The sequence below is a fragment of the Amycolatopsis ruanii genome (assembly GCF_003385175.1).
Taxonomy (GTDB): Bacteria; Actinomycetota; Actinomycetes; order Mycobacteriales; family Pseudonocardiaceae; genus Amycolatopsis_E; species Amycolatopsis_E thermalba.
On sequence record NZ_PQHY01000064.1, the window covers coordinates 19,421 to 39,461 of the forward strand.

At 72.1% G+C, this 20,041-nt stretch carries 18 protein-coding genes and 1 riboswitch; of the genes, 9 read left to right on the forward strand and 9 right to left on the reverse strand.

Going from position 1 to position 20,041, the window contains the following annotated elements; genetic code table 11:
* Positions 1-40: 40 nt before the first annotated feature.
* Positions 41-817, forward strand: a complete 777-nt coding sequence (locus tag D0D28_RS27280; protein ID WP_116113558.1) for an isoprenyl transferase — start codon at positions 41-43, stop codon at positions 815-817.
* 337 nt (positions 818-1,154) lie between these two features.
* Positions 1,155-2,549: a PhoH family protein gene (locus D0D28_RS27285; protein WP_162830606.1), complete on the forward strand. Its 1,395-nt coding sequence runs from the start codon at positions 1,155-1,157 to the stop codon at positions 2,547-2,549.
* Positions 2,550-2,592: 43 nt separating this feature from the next.
* Here the strand turns inward: D0D28_RS27285 and D0D28_RS27290 are convergent, their stop codons facing one another.
* Positions 2,593-4,032: a GuaB1 family IMP dehydrogenase-related protein gene (locus D0D28_RS27290; protein WP_116113560.1), complete on the reverse strand. Its 1,440-nt coding sequence runs from the start codon at positions 4,030-4,032 to the stop codon at positions 2,593-2,595.
* A 30-nt stretch (positions 4,033-4,062) separates the two neighbouring features.
* Between D0D28_RS27290 and D0D28_RS27295 the strand changes: the two genes are divergently transcribed.
* Positions 4,063-4,512 (forward strand): DUF309 domain-containing protein, encoded by a 450-nt coding sequence (locus tag D0D28_RS27295; RefSeq protein ID WP_094004696.1) that lies wholly within the window; start codon positions 4,063-4,065, stop codon positions 4,510-4,512.
* 82 nt (positions 4,513-4,594) lie between these two features.
* Here the strand turns inward: D0D28_RS27295 and D0D28_RS27300 are convergent, their stop codons facing one another.
* The 3 genes from D0D28_RS27300 to D0D28_RS27310 form a co-directional block, all read right to left on the reverse strand.
* Positions 4,595-5,578 (reverse strand): ABC transporter substrate-binding protein, encoded by a 984-nt coding sequence (locus D0D28_RS27300; RefSeq protein ID WP_094004697.1) that lies wholly within the window; start codon positions 5,576-5,578, stop codon positions 4,595-4,597.
* Between the two features lie 20 nt (positions 5,579-5,598).
* On the reverse strand, positions 5,599-6,618 hold the full coding sequence (locus D0D28_RS27305) for a FecCD family ABC transporter permease (protein ID WP_116113562.1): 1,020 nt from the start codon (positions 6,616-6,618) through the stop codon (positions 5,599-5,601).
* Between the two features lie 184 nt (positions 6,619-6,802).
* On the reverse strand, positions 6,803-7,828 hold the full coding sequence (locus D0D28_RS27310; protein WP_116113564.1) for a FecCD family ABC transporter permease: 1,026 nt from the start codon (positions 7,826-7,828) through the stop codon (positions 6,803-6,805).
* Positions 7,829-7,948: 120 nt separating this feature from the next.
* Between D0D28_RS27310 and D0D28_RS27315 the strand changes: the two genes are divergently transcribed.
* Positions 7,949-9,481 (forward strand): CehA/McbA family metallohydrolase, encoded by a 1,533-nt coding sequence (locus D0D28_RS27315; protein ID WP_240323373.1) that lies wholly within the window; start codon positions 7,949-7,951, stop codon positions 9,479-9,481.
* Positions 9,482-9,604: 123 nt separating this feature from the next.
* On the opposite strand, the gene D0D28_RS27320 is transcribed toward D0D28_RS27315, so the two are convergent.
* Positions 9,605-11,116 carry an ATP-dependent DNA ligase gene (locus D0D28_RS27320; RefSeq protein WP_116113567.1) on the reverse strand — a complete coding sequence of 504 codons (1,512 nt, stop codon included), beginning with the start codon at positions 11,114-11,116 and terminating at the stop codon, positions 9,605-9,607.
* Positions 11,077-12,003 carry a DMT family transporter gene (locus D0D28_RS27325; protein ID WP_116113570.1) on the reverse strand — a complete coding sequence of 309 codons (927 nt, stop codon included), beginning with the start codon at positions 12,001-12,003 and terminating at the stop codon, positions 11,077-11,079. The genes D0D28_RS27320 and D0D28_RS27325 overlap by 40 nt, the downstream gene beginning before the upstream one ends.
* A 67-nt stretch (positions 12,004-12,070) precedes the next feature.
* On the opposite strand from D0D28_RS27325, the gene D0D28_RS27330 reads away from it, so the two are divergent.
* Both D0D28_RS27330 and D0D28_RS27335 read left to right on the forward strand, forming a co-directional pair.
* Complete coding sequence (locus D0D28_RS27330; protein ID WP_094004702.1) at positions 12,071-12,649, forward strand: TetR/AcrR family transcriptional regulator; 579 nt, start codon at positions 12,071-12,073, stop codon at positions 12,647-12,649.
* 111 nt (positions 12,650-12,760) lie between these two features.
* Positions 12,761-12,930: riboswitch (cobalamin riboswitch) on the forward strand.
* A gap of 46 nt (positions 12,931-12,976) precedes the next feature.
* Positions 12,977-14,029 (forward strand): HoxN/HupN/NixA family nickel/cobalt transporter, encoded by a 1,053-nt coding sequence (locus D0D28_RS27335; RefSeq protein WP_116113584.1) that lies wholly within the window; start codon positions 12,977-12,979, stop codon positions 14,027-14,029.
* Here D0D28_RS27335 and D0D28_RS27340 read toward each other — a convergent pair.
* The gene (locus D0D28_RS27340) at positions 14,018-14,572 is read right to left on the reverse strand and encodes a sigma-70 family RNA polymerase sigma factor (RefSeq protein WP_094004703.1); all 555 of its coding nucleotides are present in this window, start codon (positions 14,570-14,572) and stop codon (positions 14,018-14,020) included. The genes D0D28_RS27335 and D0D28_RS27340 overlap by 12 nt on opposite strands.
* 108 nt (positions 14,573-14,680) lie before the next feature.
* Between D0D28_RS27340 and D0D28_RS27345 the strand changes: the two genes are divergently transcribed.
* Entirely contained in the window at positions 14,681-15,403 is a 723-nt protein-coding gene (locus tag D0D28_RS27345; RefSeq protein ID WP_116113573.1) for a zf-HC2 domain-containing protein, read from the forward strand.
* On the opposite strand, the gene D0D28_RS27350 is transcribed toward D0D28_RS27345, so the two are convergent.
* Positions 15,370-16,242, reverse strand: a complete 873-nt coding sequence (locus D0D28_RS27350) for a helix-turn-helix domain-containing protein (protein ID WP_094004705.1) — start codon at positions 16,240-16,242, stop codon at positions 15,370-15,372. The two genes, D0D28_RS27345 and D0D28_RS27350, sit on opposite strands and share 34 nt — an antisense overlap.
* Positions 16,243-16,370: 128 nt before the next feature.
* On the opposite strand from D0D28_RS27350, the gene D0D28_RS27355 reads away from it, so the two are divergent.
* Positions 16,371-17,390, forward strand: coding sequence for an aldo/keto reductase (locus D0D28_RS27355; RefSeq protein ID WP_116113576.1), 1,020 nt, complete (start codon positions 16,371-16,373; stop codon positions 17,388-17,390).
* A 42-nt stretch (positions 17,391-17,432) separates the two neighbouring features.
* On the opposite strand, the gene D0D28_RS27360 is transcribed toward D0D28_RS27355, so the two are convergent.
* Positions 17,433-18,830, reverse strand: coding sequence for a class II fumarate hydratase (locus D0D28_RS27360; protein ID WP_116113579.1), 1,398 nt, complete (start codon positions 18,828-18,830; stop codon positions 17,433-17,435).
* 104 nt (positions 18,831-18,934) lie between these two features.
* On the opposite strand from D0D28_RS27360, the gene D0D28_RS27365 reads away from it, so the two are divergent.
* A complete protein-coding gene (locus D0D28_RS27365; RefSeq protein ID WP_162831204.1) occupies positions 18,935-19,909 on the forward strand; it encodes an NAD(P)/FAD-dependent oxidoreductase in 975 nt (324 codons plus the stop codon).
* Positions 19,910-20,041: the final 132 nt, after the last annotated feature.

Genomic DNA, 20,041 nt, shown 5'->3' on the forward strand with positions numbered 1-20,041 from the left:
GGCCCACGTCGCTTCCCGACCCTGCGTACATTGGTTGGACGTGAGTCTTCGCTCCTTCGGGTCCAAGCTTGTCTACGGCATTTACAGCCGCCGTCTGATCCAGCAGGCGGCAGGCAAGCATCCGCGGCACATCGCGATCATGCTGGACGGCAACCGCAGGTGGGCGCGGGAAGCCGGCTTCACCGACGTCTCCGACGGGCACCGGGCGGGAGCGCGCAAGATCGCCGACTTCCTCACCTGGTGCCGCGAGGCCGACGTCGAGGTCGTGACGATGTGGCTGCTGTCCACGGACAACCTCAGCCGCGCCACCGAGGAGCTCGAACCGCTGCTGGAGATCATCGCCGACGTCGTCGACGAGCTGGCGCAGGCGGGCAACCCGTGGCGCATCCGCGTCGTCGGCGCGCTTGACCAGCTGCCCGGGCCGATCGCCAAGCGCCTGCAGTCGGCCGCGGCGAGCACCGAGAAGCGCACCGGCATGGAGGTCAACGTCGCCGTCGGCTACGGCGGGCGGCAGGAGATCGCGGACGCGGTCAAGAAGCTGCTGCTCCAGCACGCCGACGAGGGCACGTCGATCCGCGAGCTGGCGAAGATCCTCGACGTCGACCACATCTCCGAGCACCTCTACACCTCGGGGCAGCCCGACCCGGACCTCATCATCCGCACCTCCGGCGAGCAGCGGCTGTCCGGTTTCCTGCTGTGGCAGTCCGCGCACTCCGAGTTCTGGTTCACGGAGGCCTACTGGCCCGCCTTCCGCCGGGTCGACTTCCTGCGCGCCCTCCGTGACTACGCGTGGCGGCACCGCCGTTTCGGTACTTGACAACACGTTCCGTGTCGATTCGCTGATTTGTTCTCTACCGACGGTGAGATGACAACCTGGTGAATCACCTGCCTGGCTGCCTGCACGAAGCGTCGAACGCAGGTAACTTCCGAAGTGATGGCTCGTGACCTTGCGGACCATCACGGGAGGCCCTGGTAGTGGCGGTTGTAGAGCAGACGGCGCGTGAGCCGTTCGCGATACCCACGAGGGGGCCGGCACCCGGCCCTCGTGGCCCTGCGCGCTGACGCGTAAGCGGAAGCGAAGAGCGGTCCAGCCAGGGTGGTGCCCGGCCCAGCGAGTGTGGGCGTGGTGCCACGTCCACGAGGGAGATGCCGTCGTGACTACGCAGCGTTCGCCCCGTAAGGCCTCCGGCCGCTCATCGAATTCCGCGGAGGGCACCGCAGAACCCCCGAGTCCCGTTCCCGGGCAGCACACCTACGTCCTGGACACCTCGGTTCTGCTGGCCGACCCGTGGGCCATCACGAGATTCGCCGAGCACGCCGTGGTCCTGCCGTTGGTCGTGATCAGTGAACTGGAGGCGAAACGGCATCACCCCGAACTGGGCTGGTTCGCGCGGGAATCCCTGCGCCAGCTCGACGACCTGCGGCTCAAGCACGGCCGCCTGGACGCCCCGATCCCGATCGGTGACTCCGGCGGCACCCTGCACGTCGAGCTGAACCACTCCGACCCGACGGTCCTGCCGCCCGGGTTCCGCACCGACTCCAACGACCACCGGATCCTGGCCTGCGCGCTGAACCTCAAGGTCGAGCGCGACGCGGTCACCCTGGTCACCAAGGACATCCCGCTGCGGGTCAAGGCCGGCGCCGTCGGCCTGCCCGCCGACGAGTACCGCGCGCTGGAGGTGGCGCCGTCCGGCTGGACCGGCATGGTCGACGTGGAGGTCCCGCAGGAAGCGGTCGACGCGTTGTTCCGCGACGGTCTCGTGGACCTGGCCGAATACGGGCTGCCCGAGGTGGGCGAGTCGCCGTGCCACACCGGTCTGCGGCTGGTGGCCGGTTCCGGCAGCTCCAGCGCGCTGGGCCGGCTGACCCCGGCCAAGAAGGTGAAGCTGGTCCGCGGCGACAAGGAGGCGTTCGGCCTGCACGGCCGCTCCGCGGAGCAGCGGATCGCGCTGGACCTGCTGCTCGACCCGGACATCGGCATCGTCTCGCTCGGCGGACGGGCAGGCACCGGCAAGTCCGCACTCGCGCTGTGCGCCGGGCTGGAGTCGGTGATGGAGCGCCGTGAGCACCGCAAGGTGGTGGTGTTCCGGCCGGTCTACGCCGTCGGCGGCCAGGACCTGGGCTACCTGCCGGGGTCGGAGTCGGAGAAGATGCAGCCGTGGGCGCAGGCGGTGTTCGACACGCTCGGCGCCCTGGTCAGCCAGGACGTGCTGGACGAGGTGTTCGACCGCGGCATGCTGGAGGTCCTGCCGCTGACCCACATCCGCGGCCGGTCGCTGCACGACTCGTTCGTGATCGTGGACGAGGCGCAGTCGCTGGAGCGCAACGTGCTGCTGACCGTGCTGTCGCGGCTGGGCACGGCGTCCCGCGTGGTGCTCACCCACGACGTGGCGCAGCGGGACAACCTGCGCGTCGGACGCCACGACGGCGTGTCCGCGGTGATCGAGAAGCTGAAGGGCCACCCGCTCTTCGCGCACGTCACGCTGACCCGCTCGGAGCGGTCGCCGATCGCCGCGCTGGTCACCGAGATGCTGGAGGACCACGGGTAGTTCCCGAGGCGGGGCCGCCTCCGCTGGGTGGCGGCCCCGTTCCTCACCAGCCCGCGGGCAGCGGCCGGCCTTCGGCGAACCCGGCGGCCGACTGGATGCCCAGCACGGCGCGGCGGTGGAAGTCCTCGATGTCCCGCGCGCCGGCGTAGGTGAACGCGGACCGCACACCCGAGCAGATCTCGTCGATCAGGTCCTCGACGCCGGGGCGCTGCGGGTCCAGCAGCATCCGCGACGACGAGATGCCCTCCTCGAACAGGGCCTTGCGTGCCCGCTCGAAGACGTTGTCGGTGCGCGTGCGGGCGCCGACGGCGCGCTTGCTCGCCATGCCGAACGACTCCTTGTACGGCCGCCCGTGCTCGTCGTAGCGCAGGTCGCCGGGGCTTTCGTGGGTGCCGGCGAACCACGAGCCGACCATCGCCGCGGACGCTCCGGCGGCCAGCGCCAGCGCCACGTCGCGGGGGTGGCGCACGCCGCCGTCGGCCCACACGTGCTTGCCCAGCTCGCGGGCGGCCTTCGCGCATTCGAGGACGGCGGAGAACTGCGGGCGGCCGACGCCGGTCATCATCCGCGTCGTGCACATCGCGCCCGGGCCGACGCCGACCTTGACCACGTCGGCACCGGCGTCGATGAGGTCGCGCGTGCCCTCGGCGGTGACGACGTTGCCCGCCACGACCGGCACCGCGGGCGAGACCGAGCGGACGGCCTTCAGCGCGGCGATCATCTTCTCCTGGTGGCCGTGCGCGGTGTCGACGACGAGCGTGTCGATGCCCGCGGCGAGCAGCGACTCGGCCTTGGCGGCGACGTCGCCGTTGATGCCCACGGCGGCGGCGACCCGCAGCCGCCGCCGGGCGTCCACGGCCGGGGTGTAGATGTCCGCGCGCAGCGCCGCGGTCTGGGTGAGGATGCCGGCGAGCTTGCCGTCGGCGTCGACACCCAGCGCGATCTGCGCGCCGGCGGCGTGCAGGCGCTCGAAGACCTCGCGGGACGGGGTGTCCAGCGGGCAGGTCACGGGCGGTTCGTAGGCGACCTCGGTGACGCGCGCGAAGCGGTCGACGCCCGTGCAGGCGGCCTCGTCGACGATGCCGTGCGCGTGGCCGTGCTCGTCGACCACGACGACGGCGCCGTGCGCGCGCTTGCCGATCAGGTTGAGGGCGTCGGCGACCGCGTCACCGCCGGTGAGGACCAGCGGGGTGTCCCAGGTGGTGTGGCGGCTCTTGATCCAGGCGACGATGTCGGCGACCGCCGCCGGGTCGACGTCCTGGGGCAGGACGACGAGCCCGCCGCGCCGGGCGACGGTCTCGGCCATCCGCCGCCCCGCGACGGCGGTCATGTTGGCGACGACGATCGGGATGGTCGCGCCGGTGCCGTCGACGGTGGACAGGTCGACGTCGAAGCGCGATTCCACGGCTGAGCGGTTGGGCACGAGGAAGACGTCGTCGTAAGTGAGGTCGTGAGCGGGCCCGTGGCCATCGAGAAAACGCACGAGTCCCCAGACTACGGCACAATCGGGCGCATGGCCGATCGGGACCGGGACGCCGAGGGCAAACCGCGGAACGCCCGCCCGCGCGACGGGCTGGGGCGGCCGCTGCCGTACGGGTCGCCGGGGGTGGAACGCCAGCCGGAAGGCATCGCGCGCACCCCGGCGCAAACGCTTGCGGAGGCGCAGAACCTGCTGGACGCCGGACGGCCCTTCCACGCGCACGAGGTGTTCGAGGACGCGTGGAAGTCCTCGGACGGGCCGGATCGTGCGTTGTGGAAGGGACTGGCGCAGCTGGCGGTCGGGCTGACGCACTCCGCGCGGGGCAACCGGAAGGGCGCGTCGTCCCTGCTGACCCGCGCCGCCGCGGCGATCGAGCCGTACGCGGCGGAACCTCCGTACGGCATTGACGTGGCGGGGCTGGTGGCGTGGGCACGGGCGGGCGCGGAGGCGCCGGAGGGGTTGCGCACCCCCCGGCTGAGCTGACGCGCTGCGCGGGGAGCGGTCAATTCGCCCCGGAAGGGGTGTGTCTCCAAGGGCCGGTCCATCCCTTCCGGGGTGACCGGATCTAGACGACCTTGCGCGCCGCCTCGAGGTTCGCCGCCAGGTTGTTCAACGTGCGGGCCTGCGCCACGTAGTCCATGGACGAGAACTCCCACGGGAACACCTGCCCGGCCGCGGCCGCGGGCATCCGGGCGAAGGTGGCCTGCTGCAGGAGCGTGTCCTTGTCCATGGCGCGCAGCGAGTACAGCACGACGTCCGTCGGGTGCTTGCCGATGTTCTCCCAGCTCACCTGCTCCCAGTAGTACTTCGCGCCGCCCGGGTCGGGGTAGGTCAGGCCCAGCTCGGTGTAACTGCGCAGCGCCGGGTCGTCGGCGGCCTTGCAGATGTAGACGCCGTCGCCCGGGTAGGCGGCGATCGCCATCACCGTGAGGCCCTTGGCGGTGGCGTTCTGGAACCGGGTGCGCGCGGCCTCGTAGGCCTGCTCGGCGTCGGCGGCGGGCTCGGTGCCCAGCGCCTTCACCAGTTCCACCGTCCGGTCGACCACGTTGGTCGCCGAGCCGGCCATCTTCAGCGCGATGATCGGCGCGATCTCGGCGACCGCCTTCTGCTGGGTGAGGTCCTTGAACCCGTACAGCGGCTGGGTGGTGTCGATCGTGCCCGCGCTGTCCACCGGGTAGGCGTGGGTGAGGATCAGGTCCGGCTTGGCGGCGGCGAGCGCCTCGATGTCGATCTCGCCGTAGGTGCGGCCGACCTCCTTGACCTGGCTGAGGTCGCGGCCGCGGAAGTTCACGTCGTCGGCCAGGCCGGTGTAGCCGAACGACGCGACGGGCGTGATGCCGTAGTTCCACAGGGACGCGATGGCGTCGTTGAGGCCGGCGATGCGCGTGGGCCGGGCGTCGAGGTCGACCCTGGTGCCCAGGTCGTCGGTGAACGACCAGGCACCGCCGCTCGCGGCCGGGTCCGAGCCGCCCGAACCGCACGCGGCGAGGAGGCCGGTCGCGGCCACGGCCAGGCTGCCGGTGAGGAAGGTCCGGCGGGTGGTCGTCATGGGGTCACCTTTCTTCGGGGTCAACGTCGTCGGAGGAGGAGCCAGATGAGGTAGGGGGCGCCGATCGCGGCCGTGACCAGTCCGACCGGGACTTCCCAGCCGAACGCGGTGCGGCCGAGCAGGTCGGACGCCTGGACGAGCAGGGCGCCGCCGAGCGCGGACGCGACCAGCGGCGGGCGCGAGCCGCCGGTCAGCCGCAGCATGACCTGCGGCGTCACCAGGGCGACGAAGCCGACCGGCCCGGCGGCGGCGACGGCGGCCGCGGTCAGTCCGACGGCCACGCCGATCGTGCCCAGGCGCGCCGCCTGGATCCGCACGCCCAGCCCGGCGGCCGCGTCGTCGCCGAGCTGCGTCACGGCGAGCGTGCGGGGCAGGGTGAGCGCGGCGGGGACGAGGAGCGCGGCGAGGATCATCAGCGGGACGGTCTGGTCCCAGCTCACGGCGCTGATCGAGCCGACGAGCCAGACCGTGGCCTGGGCGGCGCTGTTGATGCTGGCGAGGATGAGGAGCCAGCTGGTCAGTGCCGTGAGGACGGCGCCGCACCCGATGCCGACGAGGATGAGCCGGAAGCCGTCGACTCCGTGGCGCCAGGAGAACCCGTAGACCGCCGCGGCGGCGACGAGACCACCGGCGAGCGCGGCCGCGGGCACGCCGATCGTGGTGATGCCGCTGGCGAGGCTGTAGATGCCACCCCCGAAGACGATCACCGCCACCGCGGCGGCGGAGGCGCCGCCGGTGACGCCGAGGATGTCCGGGGTGGCGAGCGGATTGCGGGAGATGGTCTGGGTGAGGGCACCGGCCATGGCGAGGCACGCGCCGGCGAGGCACCCGGTGACGGCCCGCGGCACGCGCAGGTCGAACAGGATGTGCCGGTCGATCCGGTGCCCGCCGCCGGTGAGCAGCTCGGGAAGCTGCCCGAGCGCGATGGGGTACTCGCCGATCGTCACACCCACCGCGGTGACCAGCAGAAGCGCACCGAGCACGACGAGGCAGACGGTGGCCGCGCGGGTGTTCCACCGCGCGCCGAGGGTGGCGGTCATGCGCGCCCGCCTTCGCGGGAACAGCCCGAGGCCCTCACCGCGCGTGAGACGCCGGCGACCCCGGGGCGGTCCCGGTCGACCAAGAACTGGACGGCGGCGGCCGCGCAATCGGGTGCTGCATGAGCCCAGGCAGCGGTGCGGCCCCGGCGGGTGGTGTCACCAGGCGATGCAGCCAGGGTTGCCATCAGAGCCTCACCAGCCGGGTGCGCCGGGCGATCAGCACGAACGCGCCGCCGCCGAGGATGGCCAGCATGATGCCCGCCGGGATCTCCGCCGGGCCCGCGATCAGGCGGCCCGCGACGTCGGCGAGCAGCACGAGCACCGCGCCCGCCAGGGCGGAGCACGGGACCAGCCACCGGTGGTCGGGGCCGGTCACGGCGCGCACCACGTGCGGGACGATCAGCCCCAGCGCGGCGATCGGCCCGGCGGCGGCCGTCGCGGCGCCGGCCAGCAGCGTCACCGCCGCCAGGCCCACCAGCCGGCTCGCCGCGACCGACTGGCCCAGCCCGCGCGCCGTGTCCTCGCCGAGGGACACCGCGTTCAGCGCCCGCGTGTTGAGCATCGCCAGCACCAGCCCGGCCGCCACGAACGGCAGGATCCCCAGGCTGATGCTCGCGTCGCGGCCGCTGATCGAACCCACCACCCACCGGCGGTAGACGTCCAGCGTCGGGTTGTCGCTGAGGATCACCAGCGACGTGAACGTCGACAGCAGCGCCATCACGGCCGCACCGGCCAGCGCCATCGGCACCGGGCTCAGCTGCCGCCCGCTCGAGCCGATCGCGAACACCGCGGCGGTCGCGATCAGCGCCCCGGCGAACCCGAACCACACCTGGCCACCGGGATCGACGACCCCGAACAGTTGCGCGGCCAGCGCCACCGCGAGCGCGGCGCCCGCGTTGATGCCGAGCAGGCCCGGATCGGCCAGCGGGTTGCGCGTGTGCCCCTGCATGAGGACCCCGGCGGCGCCCAGCGCCAGACCGGCGAGCACGCCGAGTGCCGTGCGGGGCAGACGCACCTCGCGGACGATCGTCGCCGCTTCGCTGCCGTCGTCGTGCAGCAGCACCCGGACCGCGGTGCCCAGCCCCAGGTCGTTGCTACCCAGGACCAGGCTCAACGCGACCGCGACGACCAGCGCCACCAGCAGGAACACCAGGAGCAACAGCTGGCGAGGCGTCGTCCTGGTCACTGTTGGTGACATGAGCTCGTTCACGCTCTGCAACTTAGCTTAGCCGTACCTAAGCTCGGAAGTGTGACGTTCGTTCAGGTTATGGACACGCGGTGTACCGGCACGCGGCTCGCGACGGTCACCCGCCGCTGATGACATGGCCGCATGTGCATGGGTTGCGGAGTTTCCCGACGCGGTTTCCTGCAGGCGGCGTCGGTGGCCGGCGCGGTGACGCTCGCGCCGGTGACGTTCGCGGAGGCGGCCGAGGGGCGGACCGAGACCAAGGTGCTGACCGGGCGGTTCGAGCCGGGCACGGCCGACTTCGTGTACCTGCCGGTGGAGGTCCCGGTCGGGGTGAGCCAGTTGTCGGTGGTCTACACCTATGACAAACCGGCCGTGCCCAGCGGGACGCCCGGCAACTCGTGCGACATCGGCATCTTCGACAACCGCGGCGCCGCGCTCGGCGGCAACGGCTTCCGCGGCTGGTCCGGCGGCTTCCGCGACCGCTTCTCGATCAGCCGCACCGAAGCCACCCCCGGCTACCTGCCCGGCGACATCACGCCCGGCACGTGGCACGTCGTGCTCGGCCCGTACACGATCGCGCCGCAGGGCCTGAACTACCGCGTCGAGGTGACCCTCGCCTACGGCCCCGCGGGCGCGCCGTACCGCCCGAACTACCCGTCCGAGCGCACCCGCACGCGCGGCCGCCGGTGGTACCGCGGCGACTGCCACCTGCACACGGTCCACTCCGACGGCAGGCGCCTGCCGTCCGAGGTGGCCGCCGGTGCGCGCGAGGCCGGGCTGGACTTCATCACCTCGACCGACCACAACACGTCGTCGTCGCACGGCGCGTGGGGCGAGTTCGCCGGCGACGACCTGCTGATCATGCTCGGCGAGGAGGTGACCACCCGCAACGGACACTGGCTCGCGCTCGGCGTGCGGCCCGGCCAGTTCGTCGACTGGCGGTACCGGTCCCGCGACGGCGAACTGCCCGAGTACCAGCGTGAGGTGCACCGTTCCGGTGGCCTCTGCGTCGCCGCGCACCCGTACTGCCCGTGGGTCGGGTGCAACTTCAAGTTCGGCTACGCCGGCTTCGACGCGGTCGAGGTGTGGAACGGCCCGTGGACGTGGGACGACGACGCCGCCGTGTCCGAATGGGACAACACCCTGGTGGAATCCGTGCGCGGCAAGGGAAGCTGGCTGCCCGCGATGGGCAACAGCGACGCGCACAACCCCGGCCAGACGATCGGCCTGCCGCAGACCGTCGTCCTCGCCGACGCGCTCACCCGGGACGCGATCCTCGACGGGATCAAGGCCGGGCGGAGCTGGATCGCCGAGTCGGCCGGTGTGGACCTGTCACTCGTCGCGACCGGACCGCGCGGGCAGGCCGCCGGCATCGGCGACCGTCTGGCCGTGGCCGCCGGGGACGAGGTGGCCGTGCGGCTGGACGTGTCGGGCGTGCCGAACGGGACCGTGCGCCTGATCACGGACGAGGGGCAGGTGTTCCAGCAGAGTCTTCCCGCTTCGGGAAGTGGCAGCGTGACGTGGCTGACCACGCCCGCGGTGTCGGCTTATGTGCGTGCTGAGGTACGTCACCCCCTTGCTGATGGTTCGGCGGGTGCTCCCGCCCTGTCGGCTGGTCTCAACTTCGGCGCCATGGCCGCGATGACGAACCCGATCTTCCTCGGCCGGGTGTGATCGCCGGTCGCCGTGACGGCTTCGCCGGTCGAAATCGCTGACCGGGTTGCACGGGCAGCTTCCGTGTCAGGACGAGGCCGCCCTGGGCCGGGGCTGCTCGTGGTCGCGGCGTGATTCCTGGCGTCACCTCCGGAGGGTGGCGCGGACGGCGTCGATGGTGTCCGCGTCGGCTGGGTCCTTGTCCGGGCGGTAGCGCACCACGCGCGCGAAACGCAGTGCCACACCGCCCGGGTAGCGGGTGCTGACCTGGGCGCCGTCCAGTTCGATCTCGACCACCAGTTCCGGCCGGACGTGGACCGTCCACTTGTCCCGGTGCGTCTCGATTTCCTGGAACGTCTTGGTCTGCCACGCGAGCAACTCGTCGGTGAGCCCCTTGAACGTCTTGCCCACCATGATCGGCGGGCCGCCGTCCGGGTCGCGTGCGCCGAGGTGCAGGTTCGACAGGTACCCCGTGCGGCGGCCGTGGCCCCACTCCGCGGCGAGGACGACGAGGTCGAGCGTGTGCACCGGCTTCACCTTCAGCCACGCCCGCCCCCGCCGCCCCGCCGCGTACGGCGAGTCGAGCGCTTTCACCATGACGCCCTCGTGCCCGGCGTCGAGGGCCGCCGCGAGGATCGCGCTCGGATCCGGCGGTTCGCTCCGCCCCGGGATGAGGTGCTCGCCGGCCGCCCGGCGCAGCGCCTCGTTGCGCTCCCGCAACGGCTTGTCCAGCAGGTCCGTGCCGTCCAGGTGCAAGCAGTCGAAGAAGTACGGTCGCAGCAGCAACGCGCGCACCTGCTCCTCGCGCGTGCTGCCGAACCGGCTCATCGTCTCCTGGAACGGCCGTGGCCTGCCGTCGTCGGTCAGCGCGAGCGTCTCGCCGTCGAGCACCACCGACCGGCAGGGCAGTGCTCGCACCAGAAACACCAGCTCGCCCACGTGCTGGGTGATCTCGCGCAGCGTTCGCGTGTAGACGTGCACCTCGTCGCCGTCGCGGTGCACCTGTATCCGCGCTCCGTCCATTTTGTACTCGACGATGGCGGACGGGTGCTCGCGCACCGCCTCGTCGAGCGATTCCGCCGGGGACGCCAGCATCGGCCGCAGCGGACGTCCCAGCTCGAGTCCGAAGCCGCCGAGCGCGGCCTCGCCGCCGGTGACCGCGGCCAGCGCGGTGACCGGCAGCCGCCCGGACAGCATGAACGCGCGCCGGACCGCTTCGGCGGGCACGTTCGCCGCCGCCGCGATCGCGTCGAGCATCACGCCTTCCAGCGCTCCCTGCCGCAGCTCGCCGGTGAGCAGGCGGAAGAGGAACTGCTGTTCGGCTTCGGTGGCCCGGGTGAACAGCCCGGTCAGCAGGCCGGACCGGCGCCTGGCCGACCCGCTGCCCGAAGCGGCACCCACTTCGCCGAGGGCGGCGTCGACCTCGGCCACTGTCAGATTCGGTTCGTCGGCCGGGCTCGCGCCCAGCTCGGCCAGCGTGCGCCAGCCCGTGCCGATCCGGCCCTGGGTGGGCCGGCCGGTCAGGAAAGCCACGACGGCGGGCAGTTCCCGCTCGTCCGCGCGGTTGAGCAGGTCCGCCAGCGTCGCGACCTTCGCCTTGCGCGAGCGGGTGGCCGCTAGCGAGGCGGAGGCTGTGACGACGTCGGCGAGGAGCATGCGGACATCATCTCTCCACCCACCGACAATTTCCGGGGACGCAGGACCACGGCGACCGCGCCCAGGCAGACGACGAGCCCGAGCAGACCACGCAGGGTGATCGAATCGCCGAACATGAGCCAGGCGAGCACCATCGTCGTAGGTGGTGTGAGGTACAGCAGGCTCGACACCGTCGTCACCGAGCTACGACGCAGGACCAGCCAGTAGCAGCCGTATCCCCCGAACGTGGAGAACACGATGACCCACCCGACCGCGACCCAGAAGTCCGGATCCGCCGGCGGAGTCAGGTCTCCGGTGAGCGCCGCGATGCCGGTGAACAGGACCGCGCTGGTCACGCACTGCACCACGAGGCCGTCCCAGAGCGGCACGGCGGACGCCGTCTTGCGTTCGATCAGGGTGGCGGCGACCAGGGCGAGCATCGACAGGAACGGCAGCGCGTAGGCCAGCGGCGGGGTGCCCGGGCGGCCGGACAGGTCGTCGCTCACCACCAGCGCCCCCCCGGCCAGCCCGACGACCAGCCCGGCCCACCGCAGCGCCCCGGCGCGTTCGCCCAGCACGAACTGGCTGAGTACCACCGCCACGATCGGTTGCAGCGCGGCGATCAGCGCCGACGTCCCGGCCGCCACGCCGAGATCCGCCGCCGCGTACACGCCGTACAGGTAGGCGCCCTGGGAGAGCACGCCGAGACCGGCCTGGATCGCGGCGTCGCGGGGCCGCATCGAGCGGCGGCGGATGATCCACCACGCGCCCAGCAGCAGGCCCGCGGCGAGGAACCGCCAGGCCAGGAGCGCCACCGCGCCGCCGGAGTGGGCGCCCAGCGTCGCGCCCACGAAACCGGAGCTCCAGAACAGGACGAAACCGGTTCCGGCGACGACGTTCCCCCGCATGCGGCCTCCTTCGGTATACAGGTCGGTATAGCTACCGTAGCTATACCGGTCGGTGTACTGTCAAGTCGTGGAGACGGACAAGCCGCTGACCCCGGCCGCCGAACGGATCCTCACGGTCGCCGGGAAGCTGTTCTACGACAACGGGATCCACGCGGTGGGCGTGGACACGATCGCCGCCGAGGCCGGGGTGACCAAGAAGACCCTGTACGACCGGTTCGGTTCGAAGGCCGAGCTGGTCGCGCTCTACCTGTGGCGCCGGGACGTGCGGTGGCGCGAGCGGGTCCACTCGTTCGCCGGCCGCCGGTCGACGCCTGCTCGCCGGCTGCTGGCGGTGTTCGACGCGCTCGCGGACTGGCTCGCGACCGAGAACACGCGGGGCTGCGCGTTCGTCAACGCGCACGCCGAGCTGCCGGAGGCGGACCACCCGGGGCGCCAGGTGATCGCGGCGTCGAAACGGTGGTTGCTGGGCTACCTGCGGGACATCGCGGCGGAGGCGGGGGTGCGCAACCCCGCGCGGCTGGCGGAGGCGTTGCTGATCCTCGTCGAGGGGGCGACGGTGGCCGCGTCGCTCGACGTGACGCCGACGGCCGTGGCGACGGCGAAGCGGGTCGCGAAGTCGCTGATCGAGGAGGCGACCGGGAGCTGAGCGGACAGCCCGGAGAGCCGGGCAGGGCCGCCGACACCCAGCACATTCCCCGTCCCCAGCGGTAGGGCCCCGGTCACTGGGATGGCTCTTGCTCCGCCGCGCGGCCGAACCGTACCGTGGGCGGGCCGTGGTGCTCGGGAAGTCCGGTGTGAAACCGGCGCGGCCCTCGCCACTGTGAACGGGAAGTCCCGGCCCGGGACAGCCACTGGACGCGAGTCCGGGAAGGCGGGCCGCGGATGTCGATCCGAAGCCAGGAGACCGGCCACGGCACCGATTGGACCATCCACGAGGTGCTGGAAGGCGGTCTCCATGGGGACTTCACCCACCCTGTCCTGGCGCAGGCAGGACACCTACCGCACGGGCCTGTTGCTGCTGGCGATCGTCGTGTTGCACGCGGTCGCCTTCGGGATCCTCGCGTTGCTCGTGGTGCCCGGGCACTACGCCGTCGGCACGCAGGTGTTCGGCTTCGGGCTGGGGCTCACGGCCTACACGCTCGGCATGCGGCACGCGTTCGACGCCGACCACATCGCCGCGATCGACAACACCACCCGCAAGCTGATGGCCGAGGGCCAACGCCCGCTCTCCGTCGGGTTCTGGTTCGCCCTCGGGCATTCCACCGTGGTCGTCGTGCTGGCGGTGCTCGTCGCGATCGGCGCGAAGGGCATCCTGAGCTGGACCGAGGACGGCTCGTCCGCGCACCGGGTGCTCGGCCTCATCTCCACCGGCGCGTCCGGCGGGTTCCTGTACCTGATCGGCATCCTCAACCTGGTCGCGCTGATCGGGATCTGGAAGGTGTGGCGCGAGCTGCGTCGCGGCCGCTTCGACGAGGCCGAGCTGGAGGCCCGGCTCGACTCGCGCGGGTTCGTCAACCGCTTCCTCGGCCGGCTCACCCGCTCGATCCGCCGCCCCGGCCAGATGTACCTGGTCGGGCTGCTGTTCGGCGTCGGGTTCGACACCGCCACCGAGGTGCTCCTGCTGGCGCTCGCCGGGTCCGGCGCCGCGGCCGGCCTGCCCTGGTACGCGATCCTGTGCCTGCCGCTGCTGTTCGCGGCCGGGATGAGCCTGTTCGACACGCTCGACGGCACGTTCATGAACTTCGCCTACGACTGGGCCTTCGCCAACCCGGTCCGCAAGATCTACTACAACCTCACGATCACCGGCCTGTCCGTCGCGGTGGCGCTGGTCATCGGCACGATCGAACTGGTCGGCGTGGCCAGGGACGACCTGGGCTGGTCCGGCGCGCTGATCGACTGGATCGCCGACATCGAGCTGGACAACGTCGGCTACATCGTCGTCGGGTTGTTCGTCGTCGTGTGGGTGGCCGCCATCGCCTACTGGCGGCTCGCCCGCGTCGAGCACCGCTGGAGCTCAGCCGAGTGACGCCGCTCGCCCGTTCGAGTTGAGTGCGCTGGTCAGGTCCTCGCGGGCGCGGAACACGCGGGACCGGATGGTGCCGACCGCGCAGTCGCACACCTCCGCCGCGTCCGCGTAGGACAGCCCGATCACCTGCGTGAGCACGAACGCCTCCCGGCGCTCGGGCTCCAGCTCGGCGATCAGCTCGCGCAGCACGACGAGCCGGCCGTGGTCGGGCGTCCGGGCCCCGCTCTGCTCGGCGGTCGCCACCCAGTCCTCGACCTGGCTGGTCCGCGGGCGGCGGCGGGTCGTGCGCAGGTGGTCGGCCGCGACGCGCTTGGCGATGGACAGCAGCCACATCCGGGCGGGCGAGCGGCCGGCGAACGACGGCAGCGCGGCGAAGGCCCGCAGATAGGTCTCCTGCACCAGGTCCTCGGCCACACCGGGGTCGGACAGGTAGGTCAGCAGCCGGTGCAGCTGGCGCTGGGTCGCGGACACGAAACGCTCGGCGGCCGCCCGATCCCCGCGTGCCGCCAGGAAGGCGTGCCGGGTGATCTCGTCGTCGTCCATTGCGCGTTCCTCCCAGTGCAGGCCCTGGCCGATGACCTTATGGCCAACCGGTCCCCGCGGTCGAAGGGGTGCGGGAACTATCCCGCGGGATAGGACGACCTGGCAGACATGGACTGTGCGACCGCGCGCGAGGCGATCTCGGCCACCCTCGACGGTGAGGACCCGGGGGTGGATCCGGCTGCGCTGGACGAGCACGTGACGCGCTGCGCGGCCTGCCTGGCCTGGCAGGACGAGGCGGCGGCGGTGACGCGGCTGGTGCGCCTGGAACCGGCCGCGGCGTCGCCGGACGTGGCCGGGCGCGTGCTCGACCACGCGCCCGCCCGGCCGGCCCGGCACGACTGGCCGCGGTGGGCGCTGGTGATCACCGCGGTCGCCCAGCTGTCCATTGTGGTGTCGCTGCTGTTCGTGCCGCAGCGGATGGGCGACGGGATGGTCGTCCAGCCCGGTTCGCACGTCGAGCACGAGGCCGCGGCGTTCAACTTCGCCATCGCGATCGCCCTGCTGTGGGCGGCCGCCAAGCCGCGCCAGGCGCGCAGCCAGCTGCCGGTCCTGCTCAGCTTCGCCGCCGTGCTGGCCGGGTTGTCCCTGTTCGACGTGCTCGGCGGCCGGGTCGGCTGGGAACGGCTGGCCAGCCACCTGCCGCTGCTGTTCGGCGTGGTCTGCGCGGGGCTGGTCGCGCGGCGCGAGGGCCGGTGGCCGTGGCCCGGCAACCGGGCGGGCGCCGAGCCGGTGGACCGGACCAGCCTCGACGAAACCGGCCGGGAACTCGCCGAGCCCGCCGACCGGTCGCGCGAGTATCAGCCGCCGGCGGCGCGGCGCAACGTCGCCTGATCGATGTCGTCCGTGGCGACCCAGCTGGCCAGCAGGCCCAGCGCCCGCTCCGACTCCGAGCCGGGCTCCGCCGTGTAGGTCACGATCGCCTGGTCCGGTTCGTCGGGCAGGCGCAGCGTCTCGTACCGCAGGTGCAGTTCCCCGACCAGCGGGTTGTGGATGCGCTTGTGGCCGTGGGCCTTGTCCCGCACGTGGTGGCTCGCCCACAGGCGGCGGAACGGGTCGCTGCGCAGCGACAGCTCACCGATCAGCTGGGCCAGCCGGGGATCGTCCGGGCACCGGCCCGCCTCGGCCCGCAGGTTCGCCACCACCTCCTCGCAGACCTGGTCGAACTCGGGGTGCAGGGTGCGAGCTTCGGCCTCGTTGAGGAAGAACAGCTTCGGCAGGTTGCGGTCCTCCGGCGGCAACGACCCGAAGTCGAACGCGATCGCGCCGCCCAGCGGGTTCCAGGCCAGCACGTCGAGGTAGCGGCCGAAGACGAAGGCGGGCACCGACATGGCGTCCAGCAGTTGCTGCAGGGCCGGGCGCACCTGCTGCACCGGGCATCGTCCGTTCCGCTTGCGCCGCTGCGTCGCGAGGTTGTGCAGGTAGGTGCACTCGTCCGGGTTGAGCCGCAACGCCCGGGCGAGCGAATCGAGCACCTCCTCCGACACGTTCCGCGCGCGGCCCTGCTCCAGACGGGTCAGGTAGTCGACGCTGATCCCGGCCAGCTGCGCCAGTTCCTCCCGGCGCAGCCCGGCGACGCGCCGCCGCGTCACACCCTGCGGCAGGCCGAGGTCGCGCGGGTCCAGCGCCGCGCGGCGCGCCTTGAGGAACGCCCCCAGTTCAGCTCCGTCCATGCCTCCAGTATCCGGATGCGGCGACCGCGTTGCCTGGTACTGCCAGACCCAGGTCGAGCGTTGCCTGGTCCGGACCTCCCACCGGCGGGAACGTGGTCGGCACAGGCACCACGAGGGAGGAACTCGAAATGCGACGACGGATTCTCGGCGGCACCGGCATCGAGGTCAGCGAGTACACGCTGGGCGCGATGATGTTCGGCGCGTGGGGCAACCGCGACCACGACGAATCGGTCCGGATGATCCACACCGCGCTCGACGCGGGCATCAACTTCGTCGACACCGCCGACATCTACTCCGACGGCGAGAGCGAGGTGATCGTCGGCAAGGCGCTCAAGGGGCGCCGCGACGACGTCGTGCTGGCGACCAAGGGGCACTTCTACGGCCTCGGCGGCTCCGGCAGCAACTCGCGGCGCTGGCTGACCAAGGCGCTGGACGCCAGCCTGCGGCGGCTGGGCGTCGACCACGTCGACCTCTACCAGGTGCACCGCCCCGACCACACCACCGACATCGACGAGACCCTGTCCGCGCTGTCGGACTTCGTGCGGGCCGGCAAGGTGCGCGCGATCGGCTCGTCGGTCTTCCCGGCCGAGCAGATCGTCGAGGCGCAGTGGGTGGCCGAGCGGCGCGGGCACGTGCGGTTCCGCACCGAGCAGCCGCCGTACTCGATCCTCAACCGGGGCATCGAGGGGCACGTCCTGCCGACCGCGCAGCGCTACGGCATGGGCGTGCTGACCTGGGGCCCGCTGTCGTCGGGCTGGCTGTCCGGGCGGTACTCGACGGCGTCCGATGTGGACCTGCAGGCCGGCCGGGTGGCGTTGCAGAACCACAAGTTCGACCCGGCCCTGCCCGGCAACGCGGCGAAGCTGGCGGCGACCAACGAGCTGAAGAAGGTCGCCGCCGACCTGGGCCGCCCGCTGACGCACCTGGCGCTCGCGTTCGTGCGCTCGCACCCGGCGGTCACCTCGGCGATCATCGGCCCGCGCACGCCGGAGCAGCTCGCCGACCTGCTGGCCGGCGCGGACCTGGTGCTGGACGACGACGTGCTGGACCGGATCGACGAGATCGTCCCGCCGGGCGTCGACCTCAACGCGGTCGACCCCGACTACACCCCGCCCGCGCTCGCGGACAAGTCCCTGCGCCGCCGCTGACCGGCCGTGGCGGCCACCCGGCGCCCGGGTGGCCGCCACCGCTCACTTGCCGCCGCGCGCCATCCGGAGCACGTCGAGGGCCTCGTCGAGCTGGGCCTCGGTGAGCTTGCCCTGCTCGAGGTAGCCGCGCTCGATGACGACCTCGCGGATCGTCTTCAGCTCCTTGAGCGCCTGCTTCGCGACCGCGGCCGCCTCCTCGTAACCGATGTACTTGTTGAGCGGCGTCACGATCGACGGGCTGCCTTCGGCGTAGGCCTTGGTGCGCTCTTCGTTGACCGTGATCCCGGCGATCACCTTGTCGGCCAGCAGGCGCGACACCGCGGCCAGCAGCCGCGCCGATTCCAGCACGTTGCGCGCGATGACCGGCAGGTTCACGTTGAGCTGGAAGTTCCCCTGGGAACCGGCGTAGGCCACCGCCGCGTCGTTGCCGATCACCTGCGCGACCACCTGCAGCGTCGCCTCCGGGATGACCGGGTTGACCTTGCCCGGCATGATCGACGACCCCGGCTGCAGGTCCGGCAGCTGGAGCTCGGCCAGCCCGGTGCGCGGGCCCGAGCCCAGCCACCGCAGGTCGTTGGCGATCTTGGCCAGCGACACCGCGACCGTGCGCAGGTGGCCGGAGGTCTCGACCACGCTGTCCTGGCTGGCCTGCGCCTCGAAGTGGTTGCGGGCCTCGGTCAGCGGCAGCCCGGTGACCTTCGCCAGCTCCTCGGCCACCGCCGCGCCGAAGCCGTCCGGCGCGTTCAGGCCGGACCCGACCGCGGTGCCGCCGATCGGCAGCTCACCCAGTCGTCCCAGCCCGGACTCCAGCCGCTCGATGCCGAAGCGGACCTGCGCCGCCCACGCCCCGGCCTCCTGGCCCAGCGTGATCGGCACGGCGTCCATCAGGTGCGTGCGGCCGGACTTGACGATGTCCTGCCATTCCTGCGCGCGGCCCTCGATGGTCTCGGCGAGGTGCTGCAACGCCGGGATCACGTCGGTCAGCACGGCCTCGGTGGCGGCGATGTGGATCGTCGTCGGGAACGTGTCGTTCGACGACTGCGAGGCGTTGACGTGGTCGTTCGGGTGCACGTCACCGCCCAGGGCCCGGCTCGCCAGTGTCGCGATGACCTCGTTGGCGTTCATGTTCGACGACGTGCCGGACCCGGTCTGGAAGACGTCGATGGGGAAGTGCGCGTCGTGCCTGCCCTCGGCCACCTCGTCGGCGGCCGCGGCGATCGCGTTCGCCAGGTCGCCCTCCAGCACGCCGAACCGGGCGTTGACCCGCGCCGCGGCGGCCTTGAGCAGGCCGAGCGCACGGATCTGGGCGCGCTCGAGGCCCCGGCCGGAGATCGGGAAGTTCTCGACGGCGCGCTGGGTCTGGGCCCGGTACAGCGCGTCGACGGGCACCTTCACCTCGCCCATCGTGTCGTGTTCGATCCGGTATTCCTGTTCAGCCATAACCCGAGTCTGGCCCGTCCGCCGGGCGCTCGCTCCGTGTGTTTGCGCACCCGGAATGGTTAGATCGGAGGTGAGGTGGATCACGGCGAAAGGGCGGTCGATCCATGGATCTGTCAGTGGACGTGCTGATCGTGGGGGCGGGCCCGACCGGTCTGTTCGCCGCGTACTACGCCGGGTTCCGCGGGCTGTCGATGGCGGTCGTCGACTCGCTGCCCGAAGCCGGCGGTCAGGTCACCGCGATGTACCCGGAGAAGCTGATCTACGACGTCGGCGGGTTCCCCGCGGTGCGCGGCCGGGACCTGGTCAAGGGGCTGGTCGAGCAGGCTGCGCCGTGGCAGCCGCACTACCTGCTCGGGCGCAAGGCCGAGGAGCTGCGCCGCGGGAACGACGGGCTGGACGTGGTGCTCGACGGCGGTGAGGTCGTGCACGCCCGCGCGGTGCTGATCACCGCCGGGATCGGCGAGTTCACCCCGCGCCCGCTGCCCGCCGGGGACGGCTGGCTCGGCCGCGGCATGGTCCACTTCGTGCCCTCGCTGGACGCGCACGCGGGGCAGGACGTCGTGGTCGTCGGCGGCGGGGACTCGGCGTTCGACTGGGTGCTGGCGCTGCACCCGCTGGCCGCCAGCGTGACGCTGGTGCACCGGCGGGCCAAGTTCCGCGCCGCCGAGTCGATCGTCACGCAGGCCCGTGAGCTGGGGGTGCGGATCATCACCGACGCCGAGGTCACGGCCCTGCGGGAGGGGCCGGACGGCGCGCTCGCCGAGTTCGAGGTGCGGGTCAAGGACGAGGAGCCGATCCGGCTGCCGGCCCAGGCGGTGGTGGCCGCGCTCGGGTTCACCGCCGACCTCGGGCCGATCGAGAACTGGGGACTGGACATCCACCAGCGCGCCATCCGGGTCGACTCGACGATGGCGACCGGCGTGGAGCGGGTGTTCGCGGCCGGGGACGTCGCCGCGTACCCGGGCAAGGTGAAGCTCATCGCGACCGGGTTCGGCGAGGCCGCGACCGCGATCAACAACATCGCCGTCACCCTGGACCCCGAGGCGCACCTGTTCCCCGGGCACTCCAGCAATCTGTGAGGTCAGGCGGGCGGCGGTGGCGTCGGCGTCGGGCTCGGTGTGGGTGCCGGCGTGGGCGTCGGCGTGGGGGTCGGCGCCCACGCCGGCACCCACACCGAGCCCTCTCTCTTCTACACCTCTCCGACCCCACGA